This is a genomic window from Aeromicrobium yanjiei, assembly GCF_009649075.1.
Lineage (GTDB): Bacteria > Actinomycetota > Actinomycetes > Propionibacteriales > Nocardioidaceae > Aeromicrobium > Aeromicrobium yanjiei.
This window is the reverse complement of record NZ_CP045737.1, coordinates 2,608,290-2,627,135: the sequence shown is the minus strand read 5'-3', so window position 1 is coordinate 2,627,135 and position 18,846 is coordinate 2,608,290. Positions and strand designations below refer to the sequence as shown.

19 protein-coding genes are annotated in these 18,846 nt (G+C 70.1%); 14 read left to right on the top strand and 5 right to left on the bottom strand.

Annotation, left to right across the window (positions count from 1 at the left end; all coding sequences use genetic code 11):
- Positions 1-160: 160 nt before the first annotated feature.
- The 9 genes from ahcY (at position 161) to secA (ending at position 11,869) form a co-directional block, all read left to right on the top strand.
- Positions 161-1,588, top strand: a complete 1,428-nt coding sequence (gene ahcY / locus GEV26_RS12865) for an adenosylhomocysteinase (protein WP_153653624.1) — start codon at positions 161-163, stop codon at positions 1,586-1,588.
- Positions 1,589-1,667: 79 nt separating this feature from the next.
- Positions 1,668-2,366 (top strand): MtrAB system response regulator MtrA, encoded by a 699-nt coding sequence (gene mtrA, locus GEV26_RS12860; RefSeq protein ID WP_279586736.1) that lies wholly within the window; start codon positions 1,668-1,670, stop codon positions 2,364-2,366.
- Between the two features lie 10 nt (positions 2,367-2,376).
- Positions 2,377-3,921 (top strand): MtrAB system histidine kinase MtrB, encoded by a 1,545-nt coding sequence (gene mtrB / locus GEV26_RS12855; protein ID WP_153653622.1) that lies wholly within the window; start codon positions 2,377-2,379, stop codon positions 3,919-3,921.
- Positions 3,918-5,675 (top strand): LpqB family beta-propeller domain-containing protein, encoded by a 1,758-nt coding sequence (locus GEV26_RS12850; protein ID WP_194839854.1) that lies wholly within the window; start codon positions 3,918-3,920, stop codon positions 5,673-5,675. Before mtrB ends, GEV26_RS12850 begins: the two co-directional genes overlap by 4 nt.
- A gap of 164 nt (positions 5,676-5,839) precedes the next feature.
- Positions 5,840-6,436, top strand: a complete 597-nt coding sequence (locus GEV26_RS12845) for a ComF family protein (RefSeq protein ID WP_194839853.1) — start codon at positions 5,840-5,842, stop codon at positions 6,434-6,436.
- Positions 6,437-6,539: 103 nt separating this feature from the next.
- Positions 6,540-7,163 carry a ribosome hibernation-promoting factor, HPF/YfiA family gene (gene hpf / locus GEV26_RS12840; RefSeq protein ID WP_153653617.1) on the top strand — a complete coding sequence of 208 codons (624 nt, stop codon included), beginning with the start codon at positions 6,540-6,542 and terminating at the stop codon, positions 7,161-7,163.
- Between the two features lie 43 nt (positions 7,164-7,206).
- Positions 7,207-7,869: a response regulator gene (locus tag GEV26_RS12835; protein WP_243838752.1), complete on the top strand. Its 663-nt coding sequence runs from the start codon at positions 7,207-7,209 to the stop codon at positions 7,867-7,869.
- Positions 7,866-9,083 (top strand): winged helix-turn-helix domain-containing protein, encoded by a 1,218-nt coding sequence (locus GEV26_RS12830; RefSeq protein WP_153653614.1) that lies wholly within the window; start codon positions 7,866-7,868, stop codon positions 9,081-9,083. The genes GEV26_RS12835 and GEV26_RS12830 overlap by 4 nt, the downstream gene beginning before the upstream one ends.
- Before the next feature lie 50 nt (positions 9,084-9,133).
- Positions 9,134-11,869, top strand: coding sequence for a preprotein translocase subunit SecA (secA, locus tag GEV26_RS12825; RefSeq protein WP_153653612.1), 2,736 nt, complete (start codon positions 9,134-9,136; stop codon positions 11,867-11,869).
- 36 nt (positions 11,870-11,905) lie between these two features.
- Here secA and GEV26_RS18080 read toward each other — a convergent pair whose 3' ends face one another.
- Together GEV26_RS18080 and GEV26_RS12815 are read right to left on the bottom strand one after the other, a co-directional pair.
- On the bottom strand, positions 11,906-12,391 hold the full coding sequence (locus GEV26_RS18080; RefSeq protein ID WP_153653610.1) for an Rv3235 family protein: 486 nt from the start codon (positions 12,389-12,391) through the stop codon (positions 11,906-11,908).
- Positions 12,388-12,999, bottom strand: a complete 612-nt coding sequence (locus GEV26_RS12815; protein ID WP_153653608.1) for a LysM peptidoglycan-binding domain-containing protein — start codon at positions 12,997-12,999, stop codon at positions 12,388-12,390. Before GEV26_RS12815 ends, GEV26_RS18080 begins: the two co-directional genes overlap by 4 nt.
- 128 nt (positions 13,000-13,127) lie before the next feature.
- Between GEV26_RS12815 and GEV26_RS12810 the strand changes: the two genes are divergently transcribed.
- The gene (locus GEV26_RS12810) at positions 13,128-13,631 is read left to right on the top strand and encodes a hypothetical protein (RefSeq protein WP_153653606.1); all 504 of its coding nucleotides are present in this window, start codon (positions 13,128-13,130) and stop codon (positions 13,629-13,631) included.
- Here the strand turns inward: GEV26_RS12810 and GEV26_RS12805 are convergent.
- A complete protein-coding gene (locus GEV26_RS12805) occupies positions 13,615-13,854 on the bottom strand; it encodes a helix-turn-helix domain-containing protein (protein WP_153653604.1) in 240 nt (79 codons plus the stop codon). The two genes, GEV26_RS12810 and GEV26_RS12805, sit on opposite strands and share 17 nt — an antisense overlap.
- A 190-nt stretch (positions 13,855-14,044) precedes the next feature.
- Between GEV26_RS12805 and GEV26_RS12800 the strand changes: the two genes are divergently transcribed.
- Genes GEV26_RS12800 through GEV26_RS12785 form a run of 4 tightly spaced genes read left to right on the top strand, consistent with a single transcriptional unit; the run spans position 14,045 to position 17,522 of the window.
- On the top strand, positions 14,045-14,623 hold the full coding sequence (locus GEV26_RS12800; protein ID WP_153653602.1) for a hypothetical protein: 579 nt from the start codon (positions 14,045-14,047) through the stop codon (positions 14,621-14,623).
- 1 nt (position 14,624) lies between these two features.
- Entirely contained in the window at positions 14,625-15,776 is a 1,152-nt protein-coding gene (locus tag GEV26_RS12795) for a CpaE/TadZ family protein (protein WP_153653600.1), read from the top strand.
- A gap of 40 nt (positions 15,777-15,816) precedes the next feature.
- Positions 15,817-17,220 carry a WS/DGAT/MGAT family O-acyltransferase gene (locus GEV26_RS12790; protein ID WP_153653598.1) on the top strand — a complete coding sequence of 468 codons (1,404 nt, stop codon included), beginning with the start codon at positions 15,817-15,819 and terminating at the stop codon, positions 17,218-17,220.
- Positions 17,221-17,228: 8 nt separating this feature from the next.
- A complete protein-coding gene (locus GEV26_RS12785; protein WP_153653596.1) occupies positions 17,229-17,522 on the top strand; it encodes a hypothetical protein in 294 nt (97 codons plus the stop codon).
- A gap of 14 nt (positions 17,523-17,536) precedes the next feature.
- Here GEV26_RS12785 and GEV26_RS12780 read toward each other — a convergent pair whose 3' ends face one another.
- Positions 17,537-18,022 carry a DUF2505 domain-containing protein gene (locus GEV26_RS12780; protein ID WP_153653595.1) on the bottom strand — a complete coding sequence of 162 codons (486 nt, stop codon included), beginning with the start codon at positions 18,020-18,022 and terminating at the stop codon, positions 17,537-17,539.
- 31 nt (positions 18,023-18,053) lie between these two features.
- Positions 18,054-18,803, bottom strand: coding sequence for a PspA/IM30 family protein (locus tag GEV26_RS12775; protein ID WP_153653593.1), 750 nt, complete (start codon positions 18,801-18,803; stop codon positions 18,054-18,056).
- Positions 18,804-18,846: the final 43 nt, after the last annotated feature.

Genomic DNA, 18,846 nt, shown 5'->3' with positions numbered 1-18,846 from the left:
GACCGCGCTCCTGCTGGTGGTCGGCACAGCCTAGCCCTGAGCATGACATCTGTCACAACCTTTCGCAGTGCCGCCTCGACAAGCGGCCCGCACAGATCTCCGGGGTGTGACGACGGCGTTTGATTGGGTGGTAGTGGGGGTGCGCCGGTAGGCTGGCGCAATGGATTACAACGTCGCTGACCTCTCCCTCGCGGAGTACGGTCGCAAGGAGATCGACCTCGCCGAGCACGAGATGCCGGGCCTCATGGCCATGCGCGAGCGCTATGGCAAGGACAAGCCGCTGGCCGGAGCCCGCATCGCCGGATCGCTGCACATGACGATCCAGACCGCGGTGCTGATCGAGACCCTCGTGGATCTCGGCGCCGACGTCCGCTGGGCCACCTGCAACATCTTCTCCACCCAGGACCACGCCGCCGCTGCGGTCGTCGTCGGCCGTGACGGCACCGCCGAGGAGCCGAAGGGCACCCCGGTCTTCGCGTGGAAGGGCGAGAGCCTCGCCGAGTACTGGGACGAGGCCGAGAAGGTCTTCGACTTCGCCGAGGGCGGACCCAACGTGCTCCTCGACGACGGCGGCGACATCACGATGCTGCTGCACCTCGGCGTCGAGTACGAGAAGACCGGCGTCGTCCCCTCGCAGGACAGCACCGACAACGAGGAGTTCAAGGAGGTGCTGCGCGTCCTCGCCCGCTCGGTCGAGACCAAGCCGCAGCACTGGACCAACATCGCCAAGGACATCAAGGGTGTCTCCGAGGAGACCACCACCGGCGTCCTGCGCCTGTACGACCGCTTCCGTGAGGGCACGCTGCTCTTCCCGGCGATCAACGTCAACGACTCGGTCACCAAGAGCAAGTTCGACAACAAGTACGGCTGCCGCCACTCGCTGATCGACGGCCTCAACCGCGCCACCGACGTCATGATCGGCGGCAAGGTTGCCGTCGTCTGCGGCTACGGCGACGTCGGCAAGGGCTCCGCGGAGTCCCTGCGTGGACAGGGCGCTCGCGTCATCGTGACCGAGATCGACCCGATCTGCGCGCTGCAGGCTGCGATGGACGGCTACGAGGTCCGCCGCCTCGAGTCGGTCGTGGAGACGGCTGACATCTTCATCACCACGACGGGCAACTTCGACATCATCCGGGTCGAGCACTTCGAGAAGATGAAGCACCAGGCGATCGTCGGCAACATCGGTCACTTCGACAACGAGATCAACATGGCCGGCCTGGCCAAGATCCCGGGCATCGTCAAGGACGAGATCAAGCCGCAGGTCCACCAGTGGATCTTCCCCGACGGCAAGAAGATCATCGTGCTGTCGGAGGGACGTCTGCTCAACCTCGGCAACGCGACCGGCCACCCGTCGTTCGTGATGTCGAACTCCTTCACCAACCAGGTGCTGGCGCAGATCGAGCTCTACAGCAAGGCCAGCCAGTACGAGCTGGGCGTGCACGTCCTGCCCAAGCACCTCGACGAGGAGGTCGCCCGCCTGCACCTCGACGCCCTCGGTGTCGAGCTCACCGAGCTGAGCAAGGAGCAGGCCGCGTACCTCGGTGTCGACGTGGCGGGTCCGTACAAGTCGGATCACTACCGCTACTGAGCCCACGTAGCAGCATGAACGAGCGCCAGGTGTTCGCATCTGGCGCTCGTTCGCGTGCGGGCCTCCGTACTATTGCCTCGTGAGCTACCGAAGAACGAAGCGTGACCGGGTGCTCGTCGTGGACGACGACGCCTCCCTGGCGGAGATGCTCACGATCGTCCTGGAGGGTGAGGGCCTGACCGCAGCGGTGTGCCGGTCCGGCGACCGGGTCATGGCGGCGTTCACCCAGTTCAAGCCCGACGTGGTCCTGTTGGACCTGATGCTGCCCGGTCTGGACGGCATGAGCGTGTGCCGGCAGATCCGGGAGAAGTCGGCCGTCCCGATCATCATGCTCACCGCCAAGTCCGACACCCCCGACGTGGTCGCCGGGCTCGAGGCCGGTGCCGACGACTACATCACCAAGCCGTTCAAGAACACCGAGCTGGTCGCCCGCATCCGCGCTCGGCTCCGTCGCTCCGAGCAGCTCGCGGAGCCGCTCGTCTTCGGTGACATCGTGCTCGACCCCGCCGGCCACACCGTGACGCGCAAGGGTGAGCCGCTCGAGCTCACGCCGCTGGAGTTCGACCTCCTCGCGTGCCTGCTCGGCAATCCCTCGCAGGTGTTCACGCGCGAGACGCTGCTGCAGAAGGTCTGGGGCTATCACCACCCGGGGGACACCAAGCTCGTCAACGTCCACATGACCCGGCTGCGGTCGAAGATCGAGGACGACGCCGAGAATCCCGAGGTCATCCGCACCGTGCGCGGAGTTGGCTACCAGGCGATCAGCCCGACCCCGTGATGAGCAGCTGATGCGCAGCCTCGCGCGGGTCAACCTCGCGCGGATGTGGCGTCGCTCGATCCAGGCCCGGGTCGTCACCAGCACGATCCTGCTCAGCGCCCTCGTCGTGGGGCTGACCGGCTGGGCGCTGCTGCGTGATGTCGCGAACGGCCTCGCGGAGGATCGCCGCACGGCCGCGGTGTCCGAGGCCCGCTCGGGCTTCGAGTACGCCCAGACCCAGCTCGACGTCTCGCTCGAGACCGAGCCCGCGACGCAGGCGCAGACGCTGACCCAGATGGTCGACTCCCTGACGCGCTCGCGCGGGGCCGCGCGCACGTACGAGCTGGTCCTGGAGGGCCCCCTCGCCACCTCCGACGGCCAGGTGCCGGTGCGGTCGTCCGCCGCGATCGCCCCCGGCTCGTTGCCGGAGGACCTCGTGGAGTCCGTGCGGTCGGGCCCGGGCACCTACTGGCGCTACGCCGACCTCAGCCTGCTGGGCTCCTCCGATGCCGAGCCGGCGGTGGTCGTGGGCAGCCAGCTGCGGGCTCCCGGCAGCGACGACACCTATGCCTTGTTCTATCTGTTCTCGCTGGAGGACCAGCAGGAGACTCTCGACCTCGTGCGGCGCGCGCTGCTGCTCGGCGGGCTCGCGATGGTGCTGATGGTCGGCGGTGTCGCCTGGCTCGTGTCGCGGCAGGTGCTCGATCCGGTGCGCATGGCCCGCCGGATCGCCGAGCGCTACGCCAGCGGCAGCCTGGAGCAGCGCATGCACGTCAGCGGCGAGGACGACATCGCCCGGCTCAGCACGTCGTTCAACCAGATGGCCGCGAGCCTGCAGAGCCAGATCCGGCGCCTGGAGAAGCTGTCCCGCGTGCAGCAGCGGTTCGTCTCGGACGTCTCCCACGAGCTGCGGACGCCGCTGACGACCGTCCAGATGGCCAGCGAGGTCATCTACTCCGCACGCGATCAGATGGATCCGCAGTCTGCACGATCCGCCGAGCTGCTCAAGCGCGAGCTCGATCGGTTCGAGTCGCTGCTCGCCGACCTGCTCGACCTCAGCCGGTTCGACGCCAGCGCGGCCCAGCTCGAGCTCGACACGATCGACCTGACGCAGGTGGCGCGCCAGGCCGCCGACGACCCCTTGGCGGCCCGGGCGGGCATCAAGGTGCGCCTGATCGGCGTCGACCAGCCGGCGATCGTCGAGGCCGACATCCGCCGCATCGACCGCATCATCCGCAACCTGATGGCCAATGCCGTCAAGTACAGCGGATCGGACGTCATCGAGGTCGAGGTCGCCCAGAACGACGAGGCGGTCTCGATCGCGGTGCGCGACTTCGGGATCGGACTGTCCGGCGACGAGAACGTGCGGGTGTTCGACCGCTTCTGGCGAGCAGATCCCGCCCGCGCGCAGGGCGGCACGGGCCTCGGTCTGGCCATCTCGCGCGAGGACGCCGTGCTGCACGGCGGGACCCTGCAGGCATGGGGGAGGCCCGGCGAGGGGAGCGAGTTCATCCTCACGATCCCCAAGCCCGGCGGCTCCGCCAAGAACCCGCCCCTCGTCTCGGTGTACCTGTGATCACCCGCCGGCGTTCACCGTGGGTCGCGCTCCTGACGGTCCTCGCGCTCGCGGTGTCGGCGTGCGCGGGCATCCCGAACGGTGGGCCGGTCACCCGGGTCGAGGACGACACAGGGCTCGGCGAGAGCACCGTGCGCTACCTGCCGGCCAAGCCGGTCCAGGACGCCCCACCCGAGCAGATCGTGCGCGGCTACCTCGACGCGATGCTGGCCTTCCCGGCCTCGCCACGGACGGCGGCGGCGTTCCTGACACCCGACGCGGCCCGTAAGTGGGATCCGGCGGCCCGCGTCGAGGTCTACTCCAAGCCGGCGGTGTCCGGGCGGGTGCCGACCACGATGGGCCTGGAGGATCCGCGCGGTGTCTCGACGGGAGCCGTGGACGTACGTCTCGCCTTCTCCGACGAGGCGGTGCTGGACCGTCAGGGTCACTACACGCCGCGCTCGGGTCGCGGCTCCGTGACGTACACCCTGGAGGAGGTCGACGGGCAGTGGCGGATCTCGAACCCGCAGCCCGGCGCGCTGGTCAACAGCAAGTTCTTCAGCGACTACTTCCGGCCCTTCAACCTGTTCTTCTTCGACCGCCCCGGCAGACGTCTCGTGGCCGATCCCGTGCACCTCGTCGTGGGTGATCAGCTCGCGACCAATCTCATGACCAGCCTGGCGCGCGGACCCGGGCGTGCGATCGCCCAGGCCACGCGCACGTACCTCCCGCCGCTGCCCGACCTGCGACCGTCCGTGCCGCTGACGGACGAGGGTGTGGCGGACGTCGAGCTCACGGACGACCTCGGCGAGCTGAGCGACTCGGCGCGTGACCACCTGTCGGCCCAGGTGGTCTGGACGCTCCGGCAGGTTCCCGACATCACCGCCGTGCAGATCATCGGCGGGTCAACGCCCCTGACGGCCGGGGGCCGCGAGGTCCAGCCGATGAGCGCGTGGGGCGGCTACGGCCCGAGCCTCGCCCGGGGCCACGGCTATGCGCTCAGCGGTGACCGGGTCGTCGAGATCGACGACGGCTCGGTGTCACGACTGAGCGGGGCGTGGGGGCGCGACGCGCTGGGCTCCGAGCTCATCGGCGTCTCCGCTGCGGGCGTGGCCGGAGTCCTGGCGGGACGGGACCGGGTCCGCGTCACCAACCGCAAGGGCACGGGCGCCCGGGAGATCGACGGCAACGGCTTCCTCGCCCCCCGGTGGGACGACGACGGCCTGCTCTGGCTGGTCGACGCTGCTGCAGCCGGTGCCCGGGTGCGCGTCGTCGACGGCGACCGTCCGCGGCGCATCGACGCGCGGGCGCTGCGCGGGCTGGACGTCACCTCCTTCTATCTGTCGCCCGACGGCACGCGCTACGCGGTGACGACGCGGGCCGGTCGTGGCGACCGGGTCCTGGTCGGGATGGTGCTGCGCGATGCCAAGGACAGGCTGCTCGGGCTGGGGACGGCTCGACGGCTCGCGATCTCGGCACGCAACGTCCGATCGGCCTCGTGGGCGTCCACCACGACGATCGGGTTCCTCGCGGACACCGCCACCGGCGTGGGGGTCGACGAGGTGGGGATCGACGGCGCCGACACCCCTGAGGCACTGGACCGCGGCGCCGGGACGCTGCCGGCGACCGGCGTCAACGCCTTGGCGATCGGACCGGGCGATGTCCCGCGCCTCTACGTGACGGACACCCGCGGACGGTTGTGGTACCGCTCGTCCGACGGGTCCTGGCGTGCCATGAAGGCCCAAGGTGTCACAGGCCTGACCTTCGGCCGCTGACGTCCACAGGGCCGCCCCGCCCCCTGTCGGCGTCGTCGCCTCGAGGCGCACGCTGGGCGTGTGCACGACATCGTGGTCCCGGTCGCCGACCTGGTGCTGGGTGCGCGCTGCGCGGGCTGCGGCCGGGCCGCGCTCCTGCTGTGCCGGGCGTGCGGCCTGGCGATGTGCCCCGACCCGCGGACGGTCTGGCCGACCCCGCGCCGCCGGGACTGCGCAGGCCCACGGCAGTGGTCCCCGTCGCGGCGGGCGTCAACGCCGACGTGCTGCGGCGGGTGCTCGTGGCCTGGAAGGAGGAGGGCGCGACACGGCTCACCGGAGTCCTGGATCTGCACCTCGCCAGCGCCGTGGTGCCGCACCTCGGCGCGGGGCGACCGCTCGTGCTGGTGCCGGTCCCCACGTCGAGACGGAGCCGTCGCCGGCGGGGGGCCGATGTGGTCGGCGACCTCGCCCAGGCGGCGGCGAGCCGCCTCGGACGGATCGGCGCCGACGTGTCCGTCGCGCCCGCGCTGACGTACGCCCGATCGACGCGCGACCAGGCAGGGCTCGATGCCGCCGAGCGGCAGGTCAACCTCGCGGGCGCCTTCCGGATGTCGCGCGACGGTCTCCCGGAAGGTCGCGACGTGGTGGTCGTCGACGACATCCTGACGACCGGTGCGACGCTCACCGAGGCGGTCCGCGTGCTCACCGACGCCCGTCGGCGACCCCTCGGCGCGTCGTTCGTGGCGGCCACCCCTCGGGTTCCAGGGAGGAGGCGCCGTTGATGGACAGCGAACTGGCACAACGCCTCCGGGCGGTCTACCGTCACAGATATGGCATGAGTCGTCGCGCTGCCTCATGAGCGTGATCCGAGACAAGGGAGCTCCCATGGAAATTGTCGTCAACGGTCGCAACAGCGAGATCTCCGAGAGCTTTCGCGAGCACGTAGCCGAGAAGCTCTCCCGCATCGAGAAGTTCGACTCCCGTCAAAAGATCCTCCGCGTCGAGGTCGAGGTCACGCACGAGAAGAACCCCCGCCAGCACGACTCCGCCGCCAAGGTCGAGATGACGCTGCGCTCGCGCGGACCCGCGGTCCGGGCCGAGGCCACCTCCACCGATCAGCACTCGGCGCTCGACGCCGCCGTCGACAAGCTCGAGTCGCGTCTGCGCCGCGTGGTCGACCGCAAGCGCATCCATCACGGCGAGAAGCGCCCAGTCTCGGTGGCGGAGGCCACTGCGGGCCTGCCGCTCGACGAGGACCTGCTGCGCGACGAGCCCGAGGACGACACGAACCAGGCCGGCCCGATCCACGTCGAGGGCGACAGCCCGCTCGTGGTCCGCGAGAAGACCCACCAGGGATCGCCCATGACGCTCGAGCAGGCGATGTACGAGATGGAGCTCGTCGGGCACGACTTCTACCTGTTCATGGAGAAGGACTCGATGCGTCCCAGCGTCGTCTACCTGCGCAAGGGCTACGACTACGGCGTCATTCACCTCGACGTCACTGAGTGAGCCTGTCACCCACCGACACCCTGTCCGTGGCATGATCGGTCGCGTGACTTCTCGGGGCGACAGCATCCGCGTGCTCCTGGTCGACGATCAGGAGCTCTTCCGACGCGGAGTCAAGATGGTGCTCGGCGCTGACGACAGCCTCGAGCTCGAAGAGGTGGACGACGGCGACAAGGCTCTCGAGCTCGTTCGCGAGAACCCGTACGACATCGTGCTGCTCGACGTCCGCATGCCCGGTCGCAGTGGTGTCGAGGTCTGCGCCGCGATCAAGGAGATCTCGCCGACCACCGGCATCATCATGCTGACGGCCAGTGACGACGAGTCCGATCTCTACGAGTCCATCCGCAGCGGTGCCTCAGGCTACCTGCTCAAGGACGGTTCGACGTACGAGCAGGTGGCCGAGGCCGTGCGGCTCGTCGCCTCCGGTCAGTCGCTGATCAGTCCGAGCATGGCCACCAAGCTGCTCGACGAGTTCGTGCAGATGTCCAGGAGCCCGGCACCCGCGACGAATCTGACGCCCCGCGAGCTCGGCGTGCTGCGGCACGTGGCCCGGGGGCTCAGCAACCGGGAGATCGCCGAAGAGCTGTTCATCAGCGAGAACACGGTCAAGAACCACATCCGCAACATCTTGGAGAAGCTGCAGATGAAGTCGCGCATGGAGGCGGCCATGTACGCCGTGCGCAGCAAGCTCGTCGACGACGTTCCGTGACCCAGACCCTCACTGTCCTGCAGGCGCGGCGCATCGCGCTGGCCGCGCAGGGGTTCACCCGCCCTCGGCCTGGCCGGGACGGTGAGGTCTCGGCGCGCCACGTGGCGCGGGTGATCCAGCGGCTCGGCTTCTTCCAGATCGACTCGGTCAACGTGCTCCAGCGCGCGCACTACATGCCGTTGTTCTCGCGCCTCGGCGCGTACGACGTGGACCTCCTGCACCGAGCGTCGGGGCGGGCGCCCCGGCGCCTGTTCGAGTACTGGGCCCACGAGGCGGCCCTCGTCGACGTCGACCTGTGGCAGGCGTTCCAGTTCCGCATGGAGTCCGGCGCCCGCATGTGGGGCGGGATGATCCGCATCGCGCGCGACAAGCCCGAGTTCGTGGAGTGGGTGCTCGACGAGGTGCGAGCGAACGGCCCACTCACCGCACGCGAGATCGAGCACGACGTCCCGCGCGAGCGCGACAGCTGGGGCTGGAACTGGTCGGAGGTCAAGGCCGCGCTGGAGTACCTGTTCTACAAGGGTCGAGTGACGGCAGCTCGTCGCAACGCCGCGTTCGAGAGGGTGTACGACCTGCCCGAACGGGTCATCCCGCGCGCACAGCTCGAGACGCCGGCCCTGGACGCGCCCGAGGCGCACCGGGTGCTGGTGGGGCACGCGGCCCGCGCGCTCGGCGTGGGCACCGCGCAGTGCCTGCGCGACTACTTCCGCATGGAGCCCGCGCCGACCAAGGCGGCGATCGACGACCTGGTCGCGAGCGGCGAGCTGGTGCCGACCACGATCGCCGGATGGCGCCGGCCTGCGTACCTGCACCGCGACGCCGTCATGCCCCGCAAGGTCTCCGCGCGGGCGCTGCTCAGCCCGTTCGACCCCTTGGTGTTCGAGCGGACGCGCACCGAGCAGCTCTTCGACTTCCGCTACCGCATCGAGATCTACGTCCCGGCCGACAAGCGTGTGCACGGCTACTACGTCCTGCCGTTCCTGCTGGGCGACAGGCTGGTCGCGCGCGTGGACCTCAAGGCAGATCGGCAGTCCTCGACGCTGCTCGTCCATGGGGCGTGGGCCGAGTCGCACGCGCCGTCCCACACCGCCACAGAGCTCGCCGACGAGCTGCGTCTCATGGCCCGGTGGCTCGGGCTCGACACCATCGCGCCTCCGGTCAAGGGCGATCTGGCCGGGGAACTCACGTCCGCCCTTGTCTCTCGACTAGACTGAGAAGGCTCATACCTCATCTCGAGTACCCGCCGCTTCAGGAGTGCATTTTCGTGCCCAAGGTCATCGACAAGATTCTTCGCATGGGCGAAGGCAAGGTCCTCAAGCAGCTCGAGGCCGTCGCCAAGCAGGTCAACGCCCTCGAGGACGAGTTCCGCGGGATGAGCGATGAGGAGCTGCGCGGCATGACCGACGAGTTCCGTGGCCGCCTGGCCGACGGTGAGTCGCTCGACGACCTCATGCCCGAGGCATTCGCGACAGTCCGCGAGGCGGCGTCCCGCGTGCTCGGCCAGCGGCACTTCGACGTGCAGATCATGGGTGGCGCCGCGCTGCACCTGGGCAACATCGCCGAGATGAAGACCGGTGAGGGCAAGACGCTGGTGTCGACCCTCCCGGCGTACCTCAACGCGCTCAGCGGCAAGGGCGTCCACATCGTCACGGTCAACGACTACCTCGCGAAGTACCACGCGGAGTGGATGGGCCGCGTGCACCACTTCCTCGGCCTGTCGGTCGGGCAGATCCTGCCCAACATGACGCCCGCCGAGCGCCGCGAGTCGTACGCCGCCGACATCACGTACGGCACCAACAACGAGTTCGGCTTCGACTACCTGCGCGACAACATGGCCGACGACATCGCCGACTGCGTGCAGCGCGGGCACAACTTCGCCGTGGTCGACGAGGTCGACTCGATCCTCATCGACGAGGCCCGCACCCCGCTGATCATCTCGGGCCCCACCGAGGACGAGGTCAAGTGGTACGGCGAGTTCGCCAAGATCGTCGGCGCGATGAGGCCCGACGAGCACTACGAGGTCGACGAGAAGAAGCGCACGATCTCGGTGACCGAGGCCGGCATCGACCGGGTCGAGGACCAGCTGGGCATCGACAACCTCTACGACGCGGTGAACACCCCGCTCATCAGCTTCCTCAACAACGCGATCAAGGCCAAGGAGCTGTTCAAGAACGACAAGGACTACGTCGTCATCGACGGTGAGGTCCTGATCGTCGACGAGCACACCGGCCGCATCCTGGACGGTCGTCGCTACAACGAGGGCCTGCACCAGGCGATCGAGGCCAAGGAAGGCGTGCGCATCCGCGAGGAGTACCAGACCCTCGCCACGATCACGCTGCAGAACTACTTCCGCCTCTACGACAAGCTCGGCGGCATGACCGGTACGGCCATGACCGAGGCGTCGGAGTTCGACAAGATCTACAAGCTCGGCGTCGTCCCGATCCCGACCAACCGTCCGGTCGCCCGCGTCGACCAGCCCGATCTGGTGTACCGCACCGAGCAGGCCAAGTTCGATGCCGTGGTCGAGGACATCGTCGAGCGCCACGCCAACGGTCAGCCGATCCTGGTCGGCACGACCAGCGTCGAGAAGAGCGAGCGGCTCTCCAAGCAGCTGCGAAAGCGCGGCATCCCGCACGAGGTGCTCAACGCCAAGCAGCACGACCGTGAGGCCGCGATCGTCGCGATGGCCGGTCACAAGGGCGCCGTCACGGTCGCGACCAACATGGCCGGACGTGGCACCGACATCATGCTCGGTGGCAGCGTCGAGTTCCTGGCCGACCAGGCGCTGCGCAAGCAGGGTCTCGACCCGCTCGAGGACTCCGAGGCGTACGAGGCGGCATGGCCCGCGACGCTCAAGCAGATGGAGCAGCAGGTCGCCGACGAGCACGACGAGGTCACCGCGGCCGGCGGACTGGCCGTCATCGGCACCGAGCGGCACGAGTCGCGCCGCATCGACAACCAGCTGCGTGGTCGTTCGGGCCGCCAGGGTGACCCGGGCGAAACCCGGTTCTACCTGTCGCTCGAGGACGACCTCATGCGGCTGTTCAAGGCCGACTGGGTCAACTGGGTCCTGCAGACCATGAAGATCCCCGACGACGTGCCGATCGAGAACAAGCGCGTCACGGGAGCGATCGCGTCCGCGCAGTCGCAGGTCGAGGCGCAGAACTTCGACACCCGCAAGAACATCCTCAAGTACGACGACGTCATGAGCGCGCAGCGTTCGGTCATCTACGCCGAGCGTCGCCAGGTCCTCGAGGGCCAGGACATGCAGGGCTGGGTCACCTCGACGATCGAGGACGTCGTCAAGGCGTACGTCACCGGCGCGACCGAGGGCTTCCCCGAGGAGTGGGACCTCGATCAGCTGTGGACCGCGCTCCGCCTGCTCTACCCGGTCGGCCTCACGATCGAGGGCGTCGAGGAAGAGGTCGGTGGACGCGACGGGCTCAGCCGCGAGCTGCTCCAGGAGCTGCTGACCGAGGACGCCCTGCGGGCGTACGCGGCCCGCGAGGAGGAGCTCGGATCCGAGGTCATGCGCGAGCTCGAGCGCCGCGTCGTGCTGAGCGTGCTGGACCGCAAGTGGCGTGAGCACCTCTACGAGATGGACTACCTCCGCGAGGGCATCGGCCTGCGGGCGTACTCGCAGCGCGATCCGCTGGTCGAGTACCAGCGCGAGGGCTATGAGCTGTTCAACGCCATGATGGAGGGCATCGCCGAGGAGTCGGTCGGCTTCTTGTTCAACCTCGACGTGCAGGTCGAGGAGCCGGCCGACGAGTCCGCGGACGAGGCGCTGCAGCTGAGCGCCAAGGGGCTGGGCGTGAAGTCGGCGCCGCAGGCCCTCGCGTACTCGGCACCGTCGGAGGACGGCGACGTCGAGGTGCGCGCGGAGGCGGCGCCCGAGGAGGACTCGGCCGAGACCGAGGCTCGTCGCGCGGCCAACGCCAAGAACCGCGCGCGCCAGAAGGCCAAGCAGCAGCGCAAGTCGCGCAAGAACAACCGCTGACCCACCGCCTGGCCCCCCACCAGCACTGGTGGGGGACTAGGCCCAGGTGAGGGCGGTGCAGCGCCAGACCCGGTCGCCCCGGTGGGTGGTCTGGAGCTCCAGGCGTACGGCGATCGCGCGCGACCGTCCGCGGTGGACCATCCGACCCGCGACCTCCGCGGCCTCGTCGTGCACCATCGCGACGTGGACGGAGACGATGCGCGCTCCGCTGCCCGAGCGGGACCGCAACGGGACCCGTGCGTGCACCGCGAGGCGTGACGTGAGCTGGTCGTAGACGTCCGGCGCCATCCACGCGGCCATCTGGCGGACGGGCCGCTCGCCCGAGAGCACCTCGACCAGTGCCTGCATGAACCGCGCCGAACGCTCCCGGATCGGTCGAGCGTCCCCGCGCTCGACCGGCACCGGCAGCACGGGCGTCATGCCCGGGAACGGCAGCGGGATCTGGCCGGACGCGGGCACCACGGGCGTGGTGAACGAGGGATGGCCCGCGGAGGGGGCGAGCAGGGCGGTGGCGGTCTTCATGGGTGGTCCTTCCCGGTGGGTGAGGTGAGGTGTTGCCCGGGGAAGATGAGGTCGGGATCGCTCCCGATGGCGGTGCGGTTGGCCGCGTGCCAGCGCTCCACGGCGTGCGCGACGACCGCCGGTGAGGCGTCCGGCGGCAGGGACCGGGACGCGATCGCCCAGAGGGTGTCGCCGGGGCGGACGAGCACGGGGCGCGGCGTCACGCGTGCCCGGGAGGTCACGTCGGACGGTGCGGCCGCGGTCGGTCGGTCGGGCAGGCGCAGGCCGTTGACGGAGTGGGGAGCCCGGCTGCCCGGCGCGGCGATCTCCTCGGCATGCGCAGGTGCCAGCGTCATCGCACCGACGGCACCGACGAACAGGGCGCGCCGCATCGCAGCCGGCATGACGGCGCGGGCGAGACGGGAGGAGCGTGCCGCGAGCGTCAGCAGCACCGCGCCGAGGACCCAGCCGGACAGGGCCAGCTGCACGAGGGAGCCGAGTGCCAGGAGGGCCGCGGCGAAGGAGGGGCCCGCGAGCGCGTCGGCGCTGCTCGCCGCCTCGGGGGCCAGGACGTACACGCTGCCGGCGGCGAGCGCGGTCATCGCCCAGCCCCACCCCGACAGTCGCATGTCGACCCCTTTGGTAACGTTTGATGACGTTTGACCTCACACAAGACCGTTTGTGTCGGGTTGTCAACGGTCCCGGGACCCGGCTGGGGACACTGTCGGCGCAACCGCGGATCGGTTAGCGTGCCGGTGTGCGCTGGGACCGACTGTTCGCGGATCTCGAGGGGCAGGCCGCCGACCTCGAGCTCGAGGAGCGCGACGCCCTGGTCGACGATCTCAGCGACGGTGAGTGGGCCGAGACCTCGTGGCGCGATCTCCTGGGCGGCCACGTCGTGATCGAGGTCCGCGGTGCGGGCCGGGTCGAGGGCGAGGCCGTGCTCGTCAACGGCTCCCTCATCCGGGTCCGCGGCGACACGACCGATCAGGTCGTCGCCGTGGCAGCCGTGGCCACGATCCTCGAGGCCCAGCGGAGGGCGGACGAGGGGACGCTGGTGAGCGCCCGCCTCGGGTGGGGTCAGGTGTTCCGGGCGCTGCGCGACGCAGGAGACACCGTGATGATCCGTCTGCTCGACGGCACGAGCCGCGAGGGCGTGGTCGACGTGGTCGGGCGCGACTTCGTCCGGCTGCGGAGCGGGTCAGGCCGCGATCAGGTCGTGCTGTGGAGCGCGTTGGCGCTCGTCAGCGGTCGGTCCTGATGTCGTCGTCGACCTCGTCCAGGTCGGCTGCCTCCGCGCGCGCGTACTGCCGCGAGATGTAGTCCTCGAGCTGGTCGTTCTCGATGCGCCACTGCCCGCGTCCACCGATCTGGATGCCGCGCAGATCGCCCGAGCGCACCAGCGCGTAGACCTGCCGCACCGTGACGTTGAGGATCTCCGCGACGTCAGCCAGCGTGAGGAAACGCGGGCTGGAAGGGGACATGCCTCAGTTTCCCACGGACTGGTGTCACCCAGGATTCCGGTCCGTCCAGCGCTGTGGACAAGGGGGAGAGGGGCTTTACGGACCGGCCCGGGGTCGGTAGACCTAGTCCATGACGAGCTGGCGGGGGCCTGGGGGATCAGGCAGGACGACGACGCGACTGCGCATCCGACCGTGGCGGGATCCACGCCTCGTGATCGGCGTGCTCCTGGTGCTGGGGGCGACCGTGCTGGGCGCGCGGCTCGCCGCAGCCAGCGACGACACCGTGGAGTACTGGGCCGTGCGGCAGGACGTCCGGCCCGGGGACCCGGTCCTCGACGACGATCTCGAGCCCACGCGGGTGCGGCTCTCGGGAGGGGCGGCGGGCAACTACCTGCGGACGGACGAGAAGCTCGCCGCCCCCCTCGACCAGCTGGTCTGGGCCCACGAGATGCGGTCGGGATCGTTGGTCGGCAAGGCGTCGCTGGTCGCCCGCTCGACCCAGTCGCGCAGCCAGCTTCCTCTCAGCGTGAACGACGGGGCGGCTCCGGCCGATCTCGCCCGCGGTGATCTCGTCGACGTCTGGGTGGGGCCCGGACCGGGGGACGAGCCGGGGCGCAAGGCCGTCCGGGTGCTCGAGTCGGTACGCGTCCTGCAGACGGGTGGTGAGGCCGCGGCGGCCAGCGGCTCCCTCGCCCAGACCGTGCTCGTCGACGTCGCCCGCGAGCGGATGCAGGAGAGCGTGATCAGCACCGTGGCGGCCGGCCACGTGACCCTCGTCCGGGTGTCGTGACGTGGACGTCGTGATCGCGGCCGGCGACGCGGCCTGGGAGTCCGCTGCGATCCGTGAGGTGGAGGGATCGTCGACGTTGCGACTGGCCCGCCGCTGTGTGGACGTCGCGGACCTGCTCGCCGTGGCGCAGACCGGACGCGCCGCGGCAGCGCTCGTCTCGGCCGAGCTGCCGGGGCTCGACGTGGACGCGGTCCACCGTCTCGAGCGGGCCGGTGTGCGAGTCGCAGCGGTGGGCGCGGACTCGGGGCGCTGCGAGGCGCTCGGCATCACCCGCCGGCTGCGCCTGGGAGCGCTCGACGAGGTCGCCCGGGACGAGCCTGTGCTCCCCGCGTCGCCTCCCGGGCGTACCGCGCCCGTGATCGCCGTCTGGGGCCCCGCAGGTGCTCCCGGGCGCAGCACCGTGGCGCTGGGGCTGGCGTCCGCGACGGCTGCCCGCGGCGTCGACACCGTCCTGGTCGACGCGGACACCCACGGCGGCGCGCAGAGCCAGATGTTGAGCGTGCTCGACGACGTGTCCGGTCTCGTCGCCGCGTGTCGGGCGGCCAACCAGGGACGTGGGCACGAGGTCGTCGACCACCTCGTCGAGGTCGATCCCGGGCTCCGCCTGCTGACAGGACTGCCACGTGCCGAGATGTGGGCCCAGGTGCGTGCGGGCGCCCTGGACGTGGTGCTGGCCCAGCTGCGGTCGGGCTCGCAGCTCGTGGTGGTCGACTGCGGGTTCTCGCTCGAGCCGGGCACGGGTCCCGGGGGTGGCGGGCGCAACCAGACGACCCTGCAGGTCCTCGGTCAAGCCGATCTCGCGGTCGCGGTGGGACGGCCCGAGCCGGTCGGACTGGCCCGCCTGGTGCGTGGGCTGCACGACCTGTCCGAGATCGCGCCCGGGCTCGACACGGTGCTCGTGATCAACCTGGTGCGCACCACGCTGGGGTGGGGCGAACGGGACATCCGCGCGACGATCTCGCGCCTCACGGGCCTGGAGCCGGCAGCGTACCTGCCGCTCGACCTGTCGGGTCTGGACCTCGCGGCGGTGAGCGGGCAGGCGCCCCGCGAGGCCTCCCCGTCCTCGCCGTTCGTGGCGCGGGTCGAGGTGCTGGCGGGGCTCGTGCTCGACCGCATCGCGTCCACGGCGTCGCTCGCAGCGTCCGGGTCGTGACCCGGTGGTAACTTCTCAGGACGACGTCACGAGGAGGGTCATGCAACGGTTGAGCCCGCTGGATGCGATGTTCCTGCAGCAGGACAGTCCGACGGTCCCGCGGCAGGTCGCCTCCTTGGCGATCCTCGAGGCCGTGGACAACCCGCTCGACTACGACCGGCTGATCCAGGTCATCAACGAGCGCATCGACCTGGTGCCCCGCTACCGCCAGGTGCCCCGATCGGTGCCGGGCGCCCTCGGCACCCCGCTGTGGGTGGACGACGAGCAGTTCGACATCTCCTTGCACGTACGCCGCTCGGCCCTCCCGCGGCCCGGGACGGTCGAGGCGCTGCACGAGCTGGTTGGACGCCTGATCGCCCGGCGCCTCGACCTCGACCGGCCCTTGTGGGAGCTCTACCTCATCGAGGGCCTGACGGGCGGCCAGGTCGCCCTGTTGTTCAAGGCGCACCAGGCACTCGTCGACGGCTCCGAGACCGTCGACCTGGCCCAGGTGCTGCTGGAGGAGGCAGCGCACGAGAGGGACATCCCGCACGAGGAGTGGAACGCCCGGACCGAGCCGCGCGCGACGGGCCTCGTGGCCGAGACCCTCAGCCGCAACTTCCGCCGCCCCGGAGAGGCCCTGCGCATCACCGAGCACAATCTCGGTCGCCTCGCCCGCAAGCTGCCCCTCATCGGGGGCGAGGGGCAGACGCCCCAGGGCGCCCTGTCGACCGACCTGAGCCGGCACCGCCGCTTCGCGACGCTCGCCGCCGACCTCGAGGACTTCCGACGCGTCCGTCACGAGCACGGCGGCACGGTCAACGACGTGATCCTCGCCGCGATCACCGGCGGCATCCGCGGGTGGATGCTGACCAGGGCCGAGCCGGTCACCGCCAAGACCAGCCTGCGGGCCATGGTGCCGATGTCGGTCGTGGCCGAGGACGGTCTGCCGACGTCGCTCGGGTCGAAGGTGCGCGGGCACCTGCTGTCCCTGCCGGTGGGGGAGTCCAACCCGGTCGTCCGGCTGCACCAGGTGTCCTATGCGCTGAAGGACCACCGCGAGACCGGCTCGGCCGTCGCGGCCAGCAAGCTCGCGGCCCTGCCCGGCTTCGCGACCTCCACGTTCCACGCCGTGGGCGCCCGCGTCGCGGACTCCGAGACGGGCCGGGGCCACCAGATCGTCATCACCAACGTCCCCGGGCCGCAAGATCCGCTCTACCTGGCCGGTGAGGCCCTGGCGGAGGTCTATCCGTGCATCCCGCTCAGCGGGCGGCGGGCCGTGTCGATCGGGGTGACCTCCTACCACCACAAGGTCTTCTTCGGCATCGTCGCCGACCGCGATGCCGTGCCCGACGTCGACGTCCTGGCGCAGTGCATCGAGGAGGCGCTCGCCGAGCTCGTCGAGACCGTCGAGGGGCGGCGCACACGTGCGCCGCGCGGGCGCCAGCGTCCGGCCGGCCGATGAGGGTCTACGTGAGCCTGACGGCCGACGACCTCGCCGCCCTCGAGGCGGGCGAGACCGTCACGCCCGCCGAGGCGTTCCTGGCCGCGTCGCTCGACGAGGAGGACGAGCTGGCCGCGCTGGAGGAGGCGGCCGAGCACGGTGCCGCGGCGGCCGCGGTCGAGCTGGACGACCCCGACGGACCGGTGCGCCCGATCGACGTGGCGTCGTACCACCTCGACGTCGACGGCAGCGGCGATCTCGCGTGGTACGCCCCGCAAGAGATCGACGCCGTGCTCCGCGAGGTGCGGCGCACGGCGTCGTAGGTGGGCGACCAGCTCTAGAGCTTGGACATCCCGTACTCGACCTCTTCGCGCAGCGAGGTGCGGATGGCCTTGGCCACCTCGGGCTCGATCTTCTTGCCGATGAACGGGATCGAGACCTTGACGTCGCCGTCGACGGTGAACTCGGAGCCGTCGTCCTTGGCATACAGCTTGGCCGTGCCGATCATCTCGGCCGGCTGACCGACGATGCTGACCTTGACGTCCGCGGTCCGGTTGCCGGAAGCGTCCGGGCCGCTCCAGACCTCGGTCTGCCTGACCTTGACGGTGCTGCCGGTGAGCTTCTTGACGAAGTCGGGCAGGTCGGCCGGCTGCGTACGCGCGATCGTGACGGTGGCGCCGTCGCCCTGGGGCTCGACCGTGACCTCGTAGTCGCTCGCCCCCTGGTTGGCGCACGAGTCGGTGCGGAACGCCTGGTCGACGAGCAGCCCGTAGACCGCCTCGACGTCGGCGCCCTTGTAGGAGAACTTCTCGGAGAGCTTCATGCGGCCGTCCTCTGCTCGTGGCGGGTGGGTGTCATTCGCCGGACTCGACGGCCGATGGCTGGCCCGAGCCGATGCCCTTGAGCTCGGCGAGCCGGGCCTCGACCTCGGTCATCGCGCTGGCGGCCTCGAGCTCCTCGAACTGCGAGTCGAGGCTGGACGAGGCGAGCTCGGCGTGCCCGGCGACCTGCGCCTCGTTGCGACGCACCTTCTCCTCGAACCGGGAGAGCTCGCTGGTCGGGTCGAGGATGTCGATCGACCTGACCGCGTCCTGCACCTTGGACTGCGCTTCGGCGGTCTTGGCCCGGGCGACGAGCTGGTCACGCTTGGTCTGCAGCTCACCGAGCTTGGCCTTCATGCCGATCAGGCCGGTCTTGAGCTTCTCGACCGTCTCGTTCTGAGAGGCGATCTGGGGAGCGGCCGCCTTGGCCTCCTGCTCGAAGCTGATCTGCTTGCTGAGCGCGACCTTGGCCAGGGCGTCGAACCGGTCGGCCTCGCCGGGCTGGCCGGCAGCGCGCAGGGAGTCGGCCTTCTGCGAGGCGGCGAGGGCCTTCGCGCCCCACTCCTTGACCGCTGCGACGTCCTCGGCGTGGTCGGCCTCGGCCAGTCGCAGGTTGCCGATCGTCTGGGCCACCGCGTTCTCGGCTTCGGCGATCGAGCTGGTGTAGTCGCGGACCATCTGGTCGAGCATCTTCTCGGGATCCTCGGCCTTGTCGAGGATCGAGTTGATGTTGGCGCGGGTCAGCTGACCGATGCGCCCGAGGATGGACTGTTTCTGAGCCATGGTGAATCACTTTCGTTCGGTCGGCGTGGGAGAGCGTGCCGTC

Bases quoted from the DNA above. Each gene is read 5' to 3' on its own strand.
- ahcY (WP_153653624.1), top strand. From the start codon at position 161: ATGGATTACAACGTCGCTGACCTCTCCCTCGCGGAGTACGGTCGCAAG.
- mtrB (WP_153653622.1), top strand. From the start codon at position 2,377: ATGCGCAGCCTCGCGCGGGTCAACCTCGCGCGGATGTGGCGTCGCTCG.
- hpf (WP_153653617.1), top strand. From the start codon at position 6,540: ATGGAAATTGTCGTCAACGGTCGCAACAGCGAGATCTCCGAGAGCTTT.
- GEV26_RS18080 (WP_153653610.1), bottom strand. From the start codon at position 12,391: ATGAAGACCGCCACCGCCCTGCTCGCCCCCTCCGCGGGCCATCCCTCG.
- GEV26_RS12815 (WP_153653608.1), bottom strand. From the start codon at position 12,999: ATGCGACTGTCGGGGTGGGGCTGGGCGATGACCGCGCTCGCCGCCGGC.
- GEV26_RS12805 (WP_153653604.1), bottom strand. From the start codon at position 13,854: ATGTCCCCTTCCAGCCCGCGTTTCCTCACGCTGGCTGACGTCGCGGAG.
- GEV26_RS12790 (WP_153653598.1), top strand. From the start codon at position 15,817: ATGCAACGGTTGAGCCCGCTGGATGCGATGTTCCTGCAGCAGGACAGT.
- GEV26_RS12780 (WP_153653595.1), bottom strand. From the start codon at position 18,022: ATGAAGCTCTCCGAGAAGTTCTCCTACAAGGGCGCCGACGTCGAGGCG.
- GEV26_RS12775 (WP_153653593.1), bottom strand. From the start codon at position 18,803: ATGGCTCAGAAACAGTCCATCCTCGGGCGCATCGGTCAGCTGACCCGC.